The sequence below is a fragment of the Pseudolactococcus insecticola genome (genome assembly GCF_011170065.1).
In the GTDB taxonomy this organism is placed as follows: Bacteria; Bacillota; Bacilli; order Lactobacillales; family Streptococcaceae; genus Pseudolactococcus; species Pseudolactococcus insecticola.
Genome location: NZ_BLLH01000002.1, coordinates 22,619 through 37,473, shown reverse-complemented (window position 1 = coordinate 37,473; position 14,855 = coordinate 22,619). Strand labels below are relative to the sequence as shown.

Annotated in this window: 14 protein-coding genes; 13 read left to right on the top strand and 1 reads right to left on the bottom strand. The window is 42.3% G+C overall.

Features of this window, described 5'->3' with window-relative positions:
* Positions 1-37 precede the first annotated feature (37 nt).
* The 11 genes from Hs20B_RS02405 to rlmD are packed head-to-tail and all read left to right on the top strand — an operon-like array spanning position 38 to position 10,753.
* Positions 38-1,318 (top strand): homoserine dehydrogenase, encoded by a 1,281-nt coding sequence (locus tag Hs20B_RS02405; RefSeq protein ID WP_172355261.1) that lies wholly within the window; start codon positions 38-40, stop codon positions 1,316-1,318.
* A gap of 7 nt (positions 1,319-1,325) precedes the next feature.
* Positions 1,326-2,192, top strand: a complete 867-nt coding sequence (gene thrB / locus Hs20B_RS02400) for a homoserine kinase (RefSeq protein WP_172355793.1) — start codon at positions 1,326-1,328, stop codon at positions 2,190-2,192.
* A gap of 36 nt (positions 2,193-2,228) precedes the next feature.
* Positions 2,229-3,116, top strand: coding sequence for an EamA family transporter RarD (rarD, locus tag Hs20B_RS02395; RefSeq protein ID WP_172355259.1), 888 nt, complete (start codon positions 2,229-2,231; stop codon positions 3,114-3,116).
* 51 nt (positions 3,117-3,167) lie between these two features.
* On the top strand, positions 3,168-4,076 hold the full coding sequence (gene murB, locus Hs20B_RS02390) for a UDP-N-acetylmuramate dehydrogenase (protein WP_172355257.1): 909 nt from the start codon (positions 3,168-3,170) through the stop codon (positions 4,074-4,076).
* A gap of 12 nt (positions 4,077-4,088) precedes the next feature.
* Positions 4,089-5,243 (top strand): ABC transporter ATP-binding protein, encoded by a 1,155-nt coding sequence (locus tag Hs20B_RS02385; RefSeq protein WP_172355791.1) that lies wholly within the window; start codon positions 4,089-4,091, stop codon positions 5,241-5,243.
* Positions 5,236-6,036 (top strand): ABC transporter permease, encoded by an 801-nt coding sequence (locus Hs20B_RS02380; RefSeq protein WP_172355255.1) that lies wholly within the window; start codon positions 5,236-5,238, stop codon positions 6,034-6,036. The genes Hs20B_RS02385 and Hs20B_RS02380 overlap by 8 nt, the downstream gene beginning before the upstream one ends.
* The gene (locus Hs20B_RS02375) at positions 6,033-6,812 is read left to right on the top strand and encodes an ABC transporter permease (RefSeq protein ID WP_172355253.1); all 780 of its coding nucleotides are present in this window, start codon (positions 6,033-6,035) and stop codon (positions 6,810-6,812) included. The genes Hs20B_RS02380 and Hs20B_RS02375 overlap by 4 nt, the downstream gene beginning before the upstream one ends.
* Positions 6,802-7,644 carry a TPM domain-containing protein gene (locus tag Hs20B_RS02370; protein WP_172355251.1) on the top strand — a complete coding sequence of 281 codons (843 nt, stop codon included), beginning with the start codon at positions 6,802-6,804 and terminating at the stop codon, positions 7,642-7,644. Before Hs20B_RS02375 ends, Hs20B_RS02370 begins: the two co-directional genes overlap by 11 nt.
* A gap of 44 nt (positions 7,645-7,688) precedes the next feature.
* Entirely contained in the window at positions 7,689-8,273 is a 585-nt protein-coding gene (locus Hs20B_RS02365; protein ID WP_172355249.1) for a LemA family protein, read from the top strand.
* The gene (locus Hs20B_RS02360; RefSeq protein ID WP_172355247.1) at positions 8,274-9,347 is read left to right on the top strand and encodes an ABC transporter substrate-binding protein; all 1,074 of its coding nucleotides are present in this window, start codon (positions 8,274-8,276) and stop codon (positions 9,345-9,347) included.
* A gap of 35 nt (positions 9,348-9,382) precedes the next feature.
* Entirely contained in the window at positions 9,383-10,753 is a 1,371-nt protein-coding gene (gene rlmD, locus Hs20B_RS02355; RefSeq protein ID WP_172355245.1) for a 23S rRNA (uracil(1939)-C(5))-methyltransferase RlmD, read from the top strand.
* A gap of 339 nt (positions 10,754-11,092) precedes the next feature.
* Here the strand turns inward: rlmD and Hs20B_RS02350 are convergent, their stop codons facing one another.
* Entirely contained in the window at positions 11,093-12,364 is a 1,272-nt protein-coding gene (locus Hs20B_RS02350) for a hypothetical protein (protein WP_172355243.1), read from the bottom strand.
* A gap of 325 nt (positions 12,365-12,689) precedes the next feature.
* On the opposite strand from Hs20B_RS02350, the gene Hs20B_RS02345 reads away from it, so the two are divergent.
* Together Hs20B_RS02345 and Hs20B_RS02340 are read left to right on the top strand one after the other, a co-directional pair.
* Positions 12,690-14,183, top strand: coding sequence for a peptide MFS transporter (locus Hs20B_RS02345; protein ID WP_172355789.1), 1,494 nt, complete (start codon positions 12,690-12,692; stop codon positions 14,181-14,183).
* Positions 14,184-14,391: 208 nt separating this feature from the next.
* Positions 14,392-14,781, top strand: a complete 390-nt coding sequence (locus Hs20B_RS02340) for a DUF1398 family protein (RefSeq protein ID WP_172355241.1) — start codon at positions 14,392-14,394, stop codon at positions 14,779-14,781.
* The last annotated feature ends 74 nt before the right edge of the window (positions 14,782-14,855 follow it).

Here is a 14,855-nt window from a genome sequence, read left to right as displayed (position 1 = left end):
TTATAATAAGACCAACGATAAATTAAAGGAGTTTCACATGACAATCAAAATTGCTTTACTTGGCTTTGGGACGGTAGCAAGTGGTGTGCCATTTTTACTGCGTGAAAATGCTGAAAAAATCACGACTGCTGCGGGTTCAAACATTGAAATTGCAAAGGTTTTGGTACGAGATGACGCTGAAAAAAACAGTTTGATCGAAAAAGGACATCAGTACAATTTTGTGACGTCGATTGACGATATTTTAACAGATAGTGATATTGACATCGTCATTGAGTTGATGGGTCGCATTGAGCCTGCAAAGACTTTTATCACACAGGCACTTCAAGCTAAAAAACACGTTGTGACAGCAAACAAGGATCTGCTTGCGCTTCATGGTGCAGAACTGCTTGCTATTGCAGCTGAAAATGACGTGGCACTCTACTATGAGGCAGCAGTTGCGGGCGGCATTCCGATTTTACGGACGCTTGTTAACTCATACCAGTCTGATAAAATTACGAAGATTTTAGGTGTTGTTAATGGCACAAGTAATTTCATGATGACAAAAATGGTTGATGAAGGCTGGACTTATGATGAAGCACTTGCTGAGGCGAGCCGTCTGGGCTATGCCGAGTCTGATCCGACAAATGACGTGGACGGTATTGATGCAGCTTATAAAATGGTCTTGCTCAGTCAGTTTGCTTTTGGTATGACAATCAATTTTGATGACGTACGTCATGAAGGTATCCGAAATATCACGCCTGAAGATGTTGATTTGGCACAAAAACTCGGATTTGTCATCAAACTTGTCGGTGAAATCGTAGAACGTAAATCTGGAATTTATGCGGAAGTCGTGCCGACTTTCTTGCCAATTGAGCATCAGCTTGCAACAGTGAATGGCGTGATGAATGCTGTTTTTGTTGAGTCTATTGGGATTGGTGAAGCTATGTTTTATGGTCCTGGTGCCGGTCAAAAACCGACAGCAACTTCTGTTGTGGCTGATATCATTGCACTTAGCCAAGGCATCAACAAAGGCGAAAAACTTTTGCCATTTAACACCTTTACACGCGATACGGTTTATGCGCAAAAAGAAGACTTGCTTGACAAGTATTACTTTGCGATCGAAACTGAGGATAAGGCTGGTCAACTATTACTTTTAGCTGAGTTGTTCAATGCTGAAAAAGCGTCGTTTGAGCAAGTTTTCCAAGAAAATATCGATGAAAACCGTGCTAGCATTGCCATTATTTCGCATAAAATGGACCTCAACCAGTTTGACAGTTTAGTCGAAAAAATCGCAGCTTTGCCAGGTTTCACACTTCGCAATACAATTAAGGTAATTTAATATGACTTTGAAAATTTCAGTACCCGCGACATCTGCTAACTTGGGTCCGGGATTTGATTCGGTTGGCCTTGCAGTCTCACTTTATCTAACAATTGAGATCCTTGAACCGTCAGATATGTGGCATATTGATCATGAGCTAGGTGACGACGTGCCGTCAGATACGCGCAATTTATTACTGGAAACAGCACTTCAAGTGGCGCCAGATTTGGTACCGCATCAGATCAAGATGACAAGTGACATTCCACTTGCGAGAGGGCTTGGTTCGTCAAGCTCAGTCATTGTTGCAGGGATTGAACTTGCTAATCAGCTTGGTCAGCTTGACTTATCTGATGATAAAAAGCTTGCCATCGCCACTCAGATTGAAGGGCATCCTGACAATGTCGCACCAGCTATATTTGGCAATTTAGTTGTGGCAAGTACGCGCGATGACAAGACCTGTCATGTCATGACTTGTATGCCTGAGACGGGACTGCTTGCCTTTATTCCAAACTATGAGCTGAAAACCAGCGACTCACGACGTGTTTTGCCGTCAGAGTTTGCCTATAAAACAGCAGTGGCTGCGAGTTCAGTCGCAAATGTCGCCATTGCCGCCTTGTTTTCTGGAGACATGGTTCTTGCCGGTAAAATGCTCGAAGAAGACCTGTTCCATGAGCAATATCGTGGCAAGTTAGTGCCAGAATTTGCAGCAATTCGCAAAATCGGACATGATGAAGGCGCCTATGCGACCTATTTATCAGGTGCAGGGCCTACGGTTATGGTCATGGCTGAAAAAAATAAAATCGCACAGCTCAAACAAAAAATCTCAGCAGAACAGTTTGCTGGAGACTTAGTTGAGCTTGCGGTTGATACAACAGGTATTCATATTGGAAACTAAGGCGCTAGTCTTAGTTTTTTTAGAAAGAAATGAACTATGAAAAAAGGTTTAATGCTGGCATTTGCCTCCTATATCGCCTGGGGATTTTTATCTTTATTTTGGAAATTACTGGGCGGGGTCAACTCTTATGAGGTCTTTTCATACAGGATCTTGTCGACCTTGCTGACTATGTTGTTGTATTTTATCATAACAGGAAAAACGGGCAAACTAAAACGGGAGCTAATCGGGCTATCAAAAAGCAAAACAGAGCGGCGAAGCATGGTACTTGCGAGCTTTCTAATCTCGATTAACTGGCTGGTTTATATCTATGCGATTGCACATGGTGAGGCAACGGCGGCTAGTCTTGGCTATTATATCAATCCGCTGTTTTCCGTGGTGCTTGCGGTTGTCTTTTTGAAGGAAAAACTTGAAAATTTCACAAAAATCTCGATTATTCTTGCGAGTTTAGGTGTGATCATATTGACTGTGCAGGGTGGGCATCTGCCAATCATCTCGCTTTTATTGCCGCTATCTTTCGGGACATATGGCTTTATCAAGAAAAATGTTAGTTTATCAAGTGATGTTGCCATGTTTGTAGAAAGTCTCGTTGTCTCACCTCTGGTCTTGATTTTCATCGTCTTTTTTGCCAAGCATCGGCCGAGTGACTATACGTTATCACAGATCATTTTTTTGATTCTGTCTGGCATTATCACGGCGATTCCCTTGCTGTTATTTGCAGAGGCGCTCAAGCGGGCACCGCTCAATGTTGTTGGATTTGTGCAATATCTGAACCCAACTATTCAGCTATTGATTGCAATTTTCATCTTTCACGAGGCGTTTGAGATGAAAAATCTCTATGGCTTTGTGGCAATTTGGCTAGCTATTTTGGTCTTTATCATTGGTCAAGTTTTGCTGATAAAAAAGCCTAAAAATATGGTAAAATAGTAGTATTGTATCAGCTGATACAAGCTATTTTTTTATTGAAAAGAGCCTAACATGATTACAAAAAATGAGATACTTGACCAATTACCAGAGATTTCTGTCAAATTTGACGAAAATCTCTCAAACTATACATTTACAAAAGTGGGCGGACCAGCTGATTTTCTAGCTTTTCCGTCAGATAAATATCAGCTTCAAAAACTCATCAGACTTGCAAATAGTACTGAAACGCCATTTATCGTTCTGGGTAATGCCAGTAACCTGATCGTCAGAGACGGCGGGATTCGGGGATTTGTCATCCTGCTTGAAAAGATGAACGCTATTCGTGCAAATGGCTACGTGTTAGAGGCGCAGACAGGTGCCAGTCTGATTGAGGCGACGCATGTGGCGCTTGAAAACTCTCTGACGGGATTTGAGTTTGCTTGCGGTATTCCTGGCTCTATCGGTGGTGCTGTTTTTATGAATGCTGGCGCTTACGGTGGTGAGATTTCAAGCGTCTTATCAAGCGTCCAAGTCATGGATCAAAGCGGTGAGATTTTCACGCTAAATGCAAGTGACTTGCGATTTGGTTATCGCCATTCTCGTTTGCAAGATGATGGTTTGATTGCCTTATCTGCTAAATTTTCACTTGCAAGCGGTGACTATCAGCTCATCAAGTCTGAGATGGACAGACTTACCAAGTTGCGAGAGCTCAAGCAACCCTTGGAATATCCAAGCTGTGGCTCTGTTTTCAAACGCCCTGTCGGACATTTTGCTGGGCAATTAATCCAAGAATCTGGTGCGCAAGGTCATCAGATTGGCGGTGTGCAGGTGTCTGAAAAACACGCAGGATTCATGGTCAATATCGACAATGGCACAGCCAGTGACTATGAGGCGCTGATTGCCTACGTGATCGAAAAAGTTAAGGCAAATTCAGGCATTGAACTGGTGCCTGAGGTTCGGATTTTGGGGGAGAAACTAGCCTAGATGACAGGAAAAATGCAGCCAATCATCCAATTTAAAAATGTCAAAAAAGTCTTTGAAGACAATGGACAAGTGGTGCTAAATGACATCAATTTTGAGCTGGAATCTGGCAAATTTTATACCTTGCTTGGTGCGTCAGGCTCAGGCAAGACAACGATTTTAAATATTATTGCTGGCTTGACCGACGCTACAAGTGGCGATATTTTACTTGCCGGTGAACGCATCAATGAGGTACCGATTAACAAGCGTGATGTGCACACGGTCTTTCAAAATTATGCACTTTTGCCGCATAAAAATGTCTATGACAATATTGCTTTTCCGCTAAAGATTCGCAAAGTAGCAAAAGCTGAGATTGAAACCAGGGTTATGGAAGCACTGAAAATGGTACGCTTGACAGGCTTTGAACATAGACGCATCCAAAAATTATCAGGAGGCCAGCGTCAGCGTGTCGCCATTGCCCGTGCCATTATCAATCAGCCAAAGGTTGTTTTACTTGATGAACCGCTGAGTGCGCTTGATTTGAAACTGCGGACAGAGATGCAGTACGAGCTGCGGGCGCTTCAGCAAAAGCTAGGCATTACTTTTGTGTTTGTCACGCATGATCAGGAAGAAGCGCTTGCTATGAGTGACTGGATTTTTGTCATGAATGACGGTGAGATTGTCCAGTCTGGGACGCCTGTTGATATTTACGATGAGCCTATCAACCGTTTTGTAGCGACTTTTATCGGTGAGTCAAACATTGTCAAAGGTATCATGCACGATGACTATCTGGTTGAGTTTAATGGCAAATCTTTTGAGGCTGTGGACGGTGGAATGCGCAAAAATGAACCAGTCGAAGTGGTCATCAGACCAGAGGATCTGCGTCTGACTTTACCCGATGAGGGAAAACTTGTCGTCAGAGTTAAAACGCAGCTTTTTCGCGGTGTGCACTATGAAATCATAGCAATCGATGAACTTGGTCAGGAGTGGATGATTCACTCAACGCGTCGTGCTATTGTGGGCGAGGTGATTGGCCTAGATTTTGAGCCAGAAGACATTCACATCATGCGCCTTAATGAAACTGAAGCAGAATTTGACGCTAGAATCGAAGAATACGTCGAAGAAGAAGTCGCTGAAGCAGGGATTATCAATGCCATCCGTGAAGACGACGAAAATAATGAACATGACTAAAAAAACATCATTTACAGCTATTCCTTACTGGCTCTGGCTCTTTCTATTCGTGATTGCGCCGGTTATTTTGCTGATTTACAAGTCTTTTTTTGACATCAATGGTCATCTGACACTTAGCAATTATTCGACTTTTTTGACCAGCTGGACCTACTTGAAAATGTCGGTCAATTCCGTGATTTATGCAGGTATTATCACCTTTGTGACCTTGCTTATCAGCTATCCGACGGCTTATTTTTTGACCAAACTCAAGCACAAACAACTCTGGCTGATGTTGATTATCTTGCCGACCTGGATTAACCTATTGCTCAAAGCCTATGCTTTTATCGGCATTTTCGGGCAGTCTGGTGCGGTCAATGGTTTTCTGAACTTCATGGGCATTGGCAGTCAGCAGATTTTGTTCACTGATTTTTCCTTCATTTTCGTTGCGAGTTATATCGAGATTCCGTTTATGGTCTTGCCGATTTTTAACGCCATTGATGAGATTGATGAGAATTTGGTCAAGGCGGGCTACGACTTAGGCGCGAGTCGCGCACAAAATTTTACACAGATTATTTTACCTCTGTCTATGAACGGCGTGAGGTCGGGCGTGCAAGCGGTCTTCATTCCTAGTCTGAGTTTGTTCATGCTCACGCGCCTCATCGGCGGGAACCGTGTAATTACGCTTGGAACAGCGATAGAAGAGCATTTTCTCGTCACGCAAAATTGGGGCATGGGCGCAACGATTGGCATGGTTTTGATTCTGACGATGTTTATCGTCATGTTTCTGACCCGATCGCGAGGTGATAAAGCATGATTAGAAAATTTAGATTTGAAAATCTCTATCTGATTTTTGTTTTTGCACTTTTGTATCTGCCGATTTTTTATCTGATTATTTATGCCTTTAATAAATCCGGCAATATGAATGCTTTTACAGGCTTTACGCTGACTTATTTTCAGGAACTATTTGCAGATAAGCGGCTGATTCTGATTGTGGTACAGACTTTTTTACTTGCTTTTTTGTCATCTTTTATTGCGACGATTATCGGCACCTTTGGTGCCATTTACATCGATCAGCTCAAAAAATCACGTCAGAACATGGTTTTGTCTCTGAATAACGTGCTTCTCGTGTCACCTGATGTCATGATTGGCGCAAGTTTTCTGATATTGCTGACGTCTGTTGGCTTCAAACTGGGCTTTGCTTCGGTCTTGCTTGCGCATATCGCCTTTTCGATTCCGATTGTTGTGCTTATGGTGCTGCCACGCTTGCAAGAAATGGATGCCGATATGATTAACGCAGCTTATGACCTTGGTGCGACACGGCAGCAGGCCCTGCGTGAGGTGATATTACCATTTCTGACGCCTGGGATTATTGCTGGCTTCTTTATGGCTTTTACCTATTCGCTAGACGACTTTGCAGTGACATTTTTCGTCACGGGCAATGGTTTTTCGACTTTATCAGTTGAAATCTACTCGCGTGCGCGTCAGGGCATCTCACTTGAAATCAATGCGCTGAGTGCACTCGTCTTTATACTTTCAATTTTGCTTGTAATCGGTTATTATATGATTATGAGGCAATCAGATGAAAAATAATTTTACAAGACAGATCATCATTTTTAGCCTTGTTCTAGTCGTAGTTGCAGGATTTATCGGCTGGGGAAATAGTGTCAGTCACAAGGACAAGACGACGTCAAGTGATATTCCAAAAATCACCTGGCAGGCAAATACGCATGTCTATGACAAGGCTGACCTGCTAAATGACGCAACTAAAACAGCTGTCAATCAGGAGCTCAACCAGCTTGATCAGGCAAAAACAGCACAGGTCATCGTTCTGACAGTCAAATCGCTAAATGACCACTCGATTGAAGACTATGCTAACACCGTCTTTAACGAGACAGGAATTGGCAACAAGGATACCGATACAGGACTTTTGCTCTTGATTGCAAAGGACGAAAAACGTGTTCGGATAGAAGTCGGTCAAGGTCTTGAGGGTGATCTCAATGACGGAAAAGTAGGGCGGATTTTAGACGAGGACTTTGTGCCTTATCGTGCTAAAAATGACTATAACACTGCCGTCACACAGACGATTTCAGCAATCTTGAGCGTGCTTTCGGGTGCCACCGACCTCTCTTCAGAACCCGTAACAAGCAGTGCTAGTGCGACTGTGACGCCAAATAGTTCTGACGACAGCACATCCACAAGTAGTCCGTTAGGCGCATTAATAGTTGCAGGCATTGTTATCGCGGCTATCTTGGGCATGATTCTGACGGGGCATGGTGACATCTTGCTTTACATCATCTTGATGCTGTTTAACAGCGGCGGCGGTCGTGGTGGCGGAGGCTACGGTGGCGGATCAGGCGGCTATAGCGGTGGTGGTGGCGGATTTGGTGGTGGCAGTAGCTCAGGTGGTGGCGCCTCACGTTAATCTAAACAGACAAATCAACTTTAGAAAATAGAAAAGAGATTCTTATGAACTTTATCAAAAAAAATGCCGTTGTTATCGGTATTATTGCTGTTTTACTCATTGCCATCGTTGCCTTTTTCAGCATGGGAAATGGCATTGTCAAGGAAGAAAATACGGTTGAATCAGCTTATGCTGACATTGATACCCAACTCCAACGTCGTAATGACCTGATTCCAAACTTGGTGGAAACGGTCAAAGGTTATGCCAGTCATGAAGAAAAAATCTTTGACGACATCTCAAATGCGCAAAATGCCATGGCTAAAGCAAACTCAGTCACAGACACAGCCGCAGCAAATAATCAAATGACCTCAGCCTTAAATAGCTTGGTACGCTTGCAAGTCAGCTACCCTGACATCAAGGCTGATAAACAGTTTACCCAACTCGCCGATGAGTTAGCAGGCACTGAAAATCGCATTGCCGTAGCCCGTACAAAATACAACGCAGCAGTCAAAACTTATAATACCAAGATTTATCTATTCCCAACGTCACTCGTTGCAAGTCTGCGTGGTTCTGATAAGAAAGACTATTTCAAGGCCGACGCTGCAGCAAAAGATGCGCCAACGGTAAGTTTTGATACCAGTTCAAAATAAATGAAAAGATTAGTTTACTTTATGGGTGGCGTCCTTGTCATCATCGTTATGCTTGGCATACTATCTGTCAAGTTATCGGCGGATACAGGTAAATCCACCCTCAAAAATCAGCTGACCATTTATAACTGGGGCGACTATATTGATGATAGTCTGCTCAAAAAGTTTGAAAAAGAAACCGGCTACAAGGTTAATTACGTGACATTTGATAGCAATGAAGCCATGTACACGAAGATCAAGCAGGGTGGCACGACCTATGATATTGCCATTCCTAGCGAATACATGATTGACAAGATGATCTCTGAAAATCTCCTTGTCAAGCTTGACAAAAAAAAGCTGACCGGCTTTGATAATATTGACAAGCGATTTATTCATCAGAGTTTTGACCCTGAAAATGACTATTCGATTCCTTATTTCTGGGGGACAGTTGGCATTGTTTACAACGATAAGTTTGTCAAACAAGCGCCGCAGCACTGGGATGACCTGTGGTCAAGCGATTACCGTGACAATATCATGCTAGTCGACGGGGCAAGAGAAGTCATCGGCATGGCGCTAAACGCCCAGCATGACTCGCTGAACTCGACCGACATGGGCAAGCTAAACCTCGCCTATAACCACCTAAAAGAGCTGACGCCAAACGTCAAAGCCATCGTTGCCGACGAGATCAAACAATACATGATCAATAACGAGGCAGCAGCTGCTGTGACATTCTCAGGCGAAGCCGCGGAAATGGTGGCAGAAAACAAACATCTACACTACATGGTACCAAGTGAGGGGTCAAATCTCTGGTTTGATAATATCGTGATACCCAAAACGGCGAAAAATTATGCCGCTGCCTACGCCTTTATCAACTTCATGTTAGAGCCGAAAAATGCAGCGCAAAACGCAGAGTATGTGGGCTACGCAACGCCAAATGTCAAAGCTGAAAGCTTATTACCCGCAAAAATCCGCAATGATAAACAGTTTTATCCCGACAACCAAGTCATCAAAAATCTAGAAGTCTACAAAAATTTAGGTCCCGACTGGCTCGGCATCTACAATGACTTATTTTTACAATTTAAAATGTACCGGAAATAGCGTTTTTATAGCGCTTTTTTTGGTATAATAAAGGCATGACTAATTTTAATAAAAATGATATTTTTGAAGTAGAGATTATAGATTTGACCCACGAAGGTGCTGGCGTCGCAAAAATAGACGGATACGCGTTTTTCGTCGAAAATGCTTTACCAGGCGAAGTCATTGAGATGCGCGTAATGAAAACTGGCAAAAAATTTGGCTTTGGCAAGGTTGAGAGCTATCTTTCAACGTCAGAGCACCGTGTGACAGACATCAATGTCGACTATCTGAGAACAGGCATTGCAGACTTCGGTCATCTGGCCTACCCAGAGCAGCTTAAGTTCAAGCGCAAGCAGATTGTTGATTTGCTTGCGAAAACGGCGCACAAGCCTGATTTTCCGGTGCTTGAGCCGATTGCAAGTCCTAGCTTGAGTAAATACCGCAACAAAGCGAGCATCCCTGTTCGTACGGTCAATGGCGTGCTTGAAACTGGCTTTTTTAGAAAACATTCACATGTCCTAGTGCCAGTTGAAGATTTTTTCATCCAAGAAGACGAGATTGATACGATTGTCGTAGCAATTCGTGATTTGCTCAGGAAATACGGCCTCAAAGCCTACAATGAGCTTGAAAATACAGGATTTATTCGTAATATTGTCGTCCGCAGAGCGCATGCTACTGGTGAAATCATGGTCACATTTGTCACGAGAAAGCTCTCGTTTTTCAAAGTTGACGGCCTGATCAATGATCTGACCACACAATTTCCAGCTGTTAAGTCCATCATGCAAAATGTGAATGCTGGGACAGGCAACGGTATTTTTGGCAGCGATTGGCATATTTTGTACGGACAGGACTTTATCACTGATACCATGCTGGGTCACCAGTTTGAAATCTCAGCACCGTCATTTTACCAAGTCAACACGGCAGCAGCAGAACTCTTGTATCAGAAGGCGATTGAGCTTGCTGACTTACAGCCAAGCGACATCGTGATTGATGCCTACTCAGGTATTGGTACCATCGGGCTCTCTCTTGCAGATAAAGTCGCGCACGTCTACGGCGTCGAAGTTGTTGCTGCAGCAACCGATAACGCCATCAAAAATGCCAAACGCAACCAGATCGACAACGTGACCTATGTGACGGGAAAAGCCGAAAAAGTCATGAGCGACTGGGCACATGACGGCATCAAGCCAGACGTCATCCTAGTTGACCCGCCTAGAAAAGGGCTGGATGAAGCCTTCATCCAGTCAGCGAGCCATGTCGGCGCCCGCAGCATCGTCTACATCTCATGCAACGCCGCAACCTTCGCACGCGACGTCGTGCGCTTTGAAGCAGAAGGATACAAACTTGATAGCGTGCAACCAGTTGATTTGTTCCCACAGACGCATCATGTTGAGTTGGTGGGGTTGCTGACACGTAACGATCTGATTTAACCTAACATAAGGCTTCAGCTAATTTGAGTAAAATCACTCGAATTTGCTGAAGCCTTTTTTGTTACGATTTTTTATGAAAATAGGGGTTAGGGTTGAGTATAGGGGGAAAATAAACGGGGTGAAAGTAGGAGTAGAGTATAGGGGAGGATCTGGATGGGGTATACTTAACCGGACAAATTTTATTAGATATGTATAATACGAATAAATACCGGAGGATAAAAGATGACCAGAGTTGATTTCAGCGAAACGGAGGATGGAGTTATTCTTGTTCACTGAAGGGACATCGTTTACAAAAAAGAGATTCGCTTTAGCGAATCTCCACGTTCAAATTTATAACGCCTATTTCTTTTTCTTAATTGCTATAAAAATGCCGCTAATAACAATAATAGCAACTCCTGCAACTCCAATTAATACGACGTTCGAGTTGTTAGTTTTCTTTGTTGTACTTGTTGAACCGGAATCTTTTAATTCAGCATCTAGAGATTTCTTGGTGATGCTATAAACCACTTTTCCAGAACTGCCTGAATGCAGGCGATAAGTTGTTCCGTCAAATGATGGTAAGAAACCTAATTTCCACAAACTTGCCGCAGCCGATTTCACTCCAAAGAATGAGGCTACAAATTGTTTTTCCCCGACGGATGAACCAACTTGATCCTCTGTTAGAGAAGCAATCGACTTACCAGTTGCCTTGATTCCTTTAACAACCGTTGGTCCGGGGCATTGCCCGTAATACTCACCAAATTTTTGATTGATATAAGTTGCGACAGCTTCATAAACATCTTTATCTGCATCCGTAGGTTCTTTAAAATCTCCCTCGGTTGCATATTGTTTTAAGAGTGCAATTGCTTTAGTAGTTGCTTTTTCTGATTTCAGAGGTAAGTATTTTGTAAAATCTGTAACACCTGCTGGGAAATCGCTTTCGGAAACCTCTTTAGTTTCTGGCGCCTTTATTTCATAAGCAACAGATCCGTCAGAAATATTGTGCAAGCGATAAGTCGTGCCATCGCTTGAAACAACAAAGCCATCTTTGATTAATATAGCTGCATTTTCGTAGCCATCTTGCGAGGTTGAATCACTCAACAAAGAGCCAAGATAACCAGCAAACATTCCTTCTTGCGTGGCGCCAACATTTTTCAAACCACTTGCTTTGCTTACAACAGAACCAACGTTGGCAGTATTCATCCATTTTTTCCAGATTGTATTAGAATAACCCCAAATTTCGTTGGCAATTGTATCTCCGGCATCTGCCGTTAAAGCTTTCATAACTTGGTTGCGGGGGTTAGAACCACCACTCATCCATGCTTTAAATGCCTTGATATCCGCAGCAGTTGGTTTATGTGCCGCTGGAGCCTTGTAATCAGTAAAAGCAGTTAAATCAAAATTGTTTGCCTTCGCCCATTTTTTTGCCGCGCTAGAAAGAGTGGTAACAGCAGTTGACTGATCTCCACCAACTGCATCCGCATCGTCTGGGTGATCATCTTTTACATCTGATGTTGTACTCGAACTCTCAGCTGCATACGTCACGCTTGAAACAACTGGCGAACAAAATGCTAGGGCAAGCGTACTAATCACCAATGTTTTACTAAAAATTTTTTTGCTAAAAAATCTCATAGTTTCCTCCGAAATATTATTTAAGTTAGATTTATAAACTAAATATAGCATATCAACCTTAAATTTGCCTTTGGAACAAAATTCAAATTTGTGTTATAATATATTGAGTAAAAAATATAATTAGAATTATTCGGAGTTTTCCAATAATGTAACTCGCAAAGAGTTTAAAACGGTACTTATGTATGTGGCTAACGAAGCTAATCGCATGCAACGTAAAACTGCAGGATTAGACACAAAATAATAATATGGTAAATTGCCGTCGCAAATAATCCGTTGATAGATAGATGACAACCCTCAAGGAGAAAACATGCTAGACATAAAATCTATGCAAAATTTAAACAAAACAGGAAAAACATTTTTCGGTCAACCTCGCGGTCTATTGACACTTTTTCAGACTGAGTTCTGGGAGCGCTTTTCTTACTATGGGATGCGTGCCATTCTGGTTTATTACCTCTATGCATTGACAACTGCTGATAACGCAGGCTTAGGACTTCCTAAAGCTCAAGCAATGGCGATTGTAAGTATCTATGGTGCACTTGTCTATCTTTCAACAATTGTTGGCGGGTGGGTTGCTGACCGCTTGTTGGGCGCTTCGCGCACAATCTTCCTTGGTGGTATTTTAATCACTTTCGGACATATCGCTTTAGCAACACCATTTGGTTTATCATCACTCTTTGTGGCATTATTCTTGATTATCTTGGGAACGGGGATGCTTAAACCGAATATTTCAAATATGGTTGGACATCTTTATTCCAAAGAAGACTCACGTCGTGACACGGGATTCAATATCTTTGTTGTCGGAATTAACATGGGTTCTCTGATTGCGCCATTGATTGTCGGGACAGTTGGACAAGGTGTGAATTATCACTTAGGATTCTCGCTTGCAGCTATCGGTATGATTTTTGCATTATTTGCTTATTGGTATGGACGTCTTCGTCATTTCCCAGAAATTGGACGCGAACCTTCAAATCCAATGGATTCAAAAGCAAAACGTCATTTTCTTATTACATTAACAATTGTTGTTATTGTCGCTATTGTTGGCTTTTTCCTACTTTATCAAGCAAGTCCAGCTAATTTCATTAATAACTTCATTAATGTTTTATCAATTATCGGTATTGTTGTTCCAATTTTTTATTTCGTAATGATGTTTACCTCTAAAAAGATAGCATCAGATGAACGTCGTAAATTAACAGCATATATTCCTTTGTTCCTTTCTGCTATTGTCTTTTGGGCCATTGAAGAACAAAGTTCTACAATTATCGCGGTTTGGGGAGAATCACGTTCTAATTTGGACCCAACTTGGTTTGGCATTACTTTTCATATTGACCCTTCTTGGTACCAATTGTTAAATCCGCTCTTCATCGTTCTCCTGTCACCTATCTTTGTTCGTCTTTGGAATAAATTGGGTGAACGCCAACCTTCAACAATTGTAAAATTTGGTCTTGGTTTGATGTTGACAGGGATCTCTTATTTGATTATGACACTTCCAGGTCTCTTGAACGGAACTTCTGGTCGTGCAAGTGCGCTTTGGTTAGTATTGATGTTTGCTGTCCAAATGGCAGGTGAATTACTTGTTTCACCAGTTGGATTATCAGTTTCAACAAAATTAGCTCCAGTTGCTTTCCAATCACAAATGATGGCGATGTGGTTCTTGGCAGACTCAACTTCACAAGCAATCAATGCTCAAATTACACCACTCTTTAAAGCAGCAACAGAAGTTCCTTTCTTTGCGATTACTGGTATTATTGGTATTATCGTGGGAATTATCCTCCTTATTATCAAAAAACCTATTTTGAAATTAATGGGTGATGTTCGTTAATTAGAAAAAGGAAAACTATCCCTATCTCGAAAAATAAAATTAAGCGATAACATCAAACATATAGATGTTTCGGATGATACAGTTACTAAGCATCCTGTATTTTCAAGAAATGTAGTGCCAGAACAATTGATGCATCTCAATTTTCTTTTGGGTGTCTACAAAAAATAGCGGAAAATTGCGAAATAAAAACAAACCTCAAGGAGAAAACATGCTAGACATAAAAGCCATGCAAATGGCAATCAATCAAGAAAAAAATGCGGGTGGGTTTGCTGATCTGATGAAGCAGTTCATGATGCTTGGTGTGACGCAGTATGACTATTTGGTCTCTGACGGGATTTACCGCTTTTCTGACGGTGATGTAACAGCAGATTTTCAGATGAATGGCGTACCAAAAACAGTATCAGAACAGTCAAGCGCTGAAAAAATCACAGCAGCAGTCAGATCAGCACAAGCAGGGCAGATTTCGTTTGAAACATTTTGTGACTTAGCAGGACAGGCCGGCGTGAGTTATTGGACGAGTGACCTGACAGCGAAACGCGTGAGTTATTATGACGCGCGTGGAAAAGTCTTGCTTTCTGAGCCGATACCTGGTTTGTGAATCGTCTCGTATTGTATTGTATGATTCAACAGTTAGTCTTTCTCAAAAAGCTTGCCTGATTTCGAATTCAGGTA

Coding starts and splice junctions, on each gene's coding strand:
- Hs20B_RS02405 (WP_172355261.1), top strand. CDS start 38: ATGACAATCAAAATTGCTTTACTTGGCTTTGGGACGGTAGCAAGTGGT.
- rarD (WP_172355259.1), top strand. CDS start 2,229: ATGAAAAAAGGTTTAATGCTGGCATTTGCCTCCTATATCGCCTGGGGA.
- murB (WP_172355257.1), top strand. CDS start 3,168: ATGATTACAAAAAATGAGATACTTGACCAATTACCAGAGATTTCTGTC.
- Hs20B_RS02385 (WP_172355791.1), top strand. CDS start 4,089: ATGCAGCCAATCATCCAATTTAAAAATGTCAAAAAAGTCTTTGAAGAC.
- Hs20B_RS02380 (WP_172355255.1), top strand. CDS start 5,236: ATGACTAAAAAAACATCATTTACAGCTATTCCTTACTGGCTCTGGCTC.
- Hs20B_RS02375 (WP_172355253.1), top strand. CDS start 6,033: ATGATTAGAAAATTTAGATTTGAAAATCTCTATCTGATTTTTGTTTTT.
- Hs20B_RS02370 (WP_172355251.1), top strand. CDS start 6,802: ATGAAAAATAATTTTACAAGACAGATCATCATTTTTAGCCTTGTTCTA.
- Hs20B_RS02365 (WP_172355249.1), top strand. CDS start 7,689: ATGAACTTTATCAAAAAAAATGCCGTTGTTATCGGTATTATTGCTGTT.
- Hs20B_RS02360 (WP_172355247.1), top strand. CDS start 8,274: ATGAAAAGATTAGTTTACTTTATGGGTGGCGTCCTTGTCATCATCGTT.
- rlmD (WP_172355245.1), top strand. CDS start 9,383: ATGACTAATTTTAATAAAAATGATATTTTTGAAGTAGAGATTATAGAT.
- Hs20B_RS02350 (WP_172355243.1), bottom strand. CDS start 12,364: ATGAGATTTTTTAGCAAAAAAATTTTTAGTAAAACATTGGTGATTAGT.
- Hs20B_RS02345 (WP_172355789.1), top strand. CDS start 12,690: ATGCAAAATTTAAACAAAACAGGAAAAACATTTTTCGGTCAACCTCGC.
- Hs20B_RS02340 (WP_172355241.1), top strand. CDS start 14,392: ATGCTAGACATAAAAGCCATGCAAATGGCAATCAATCAAGAAAAAAAT.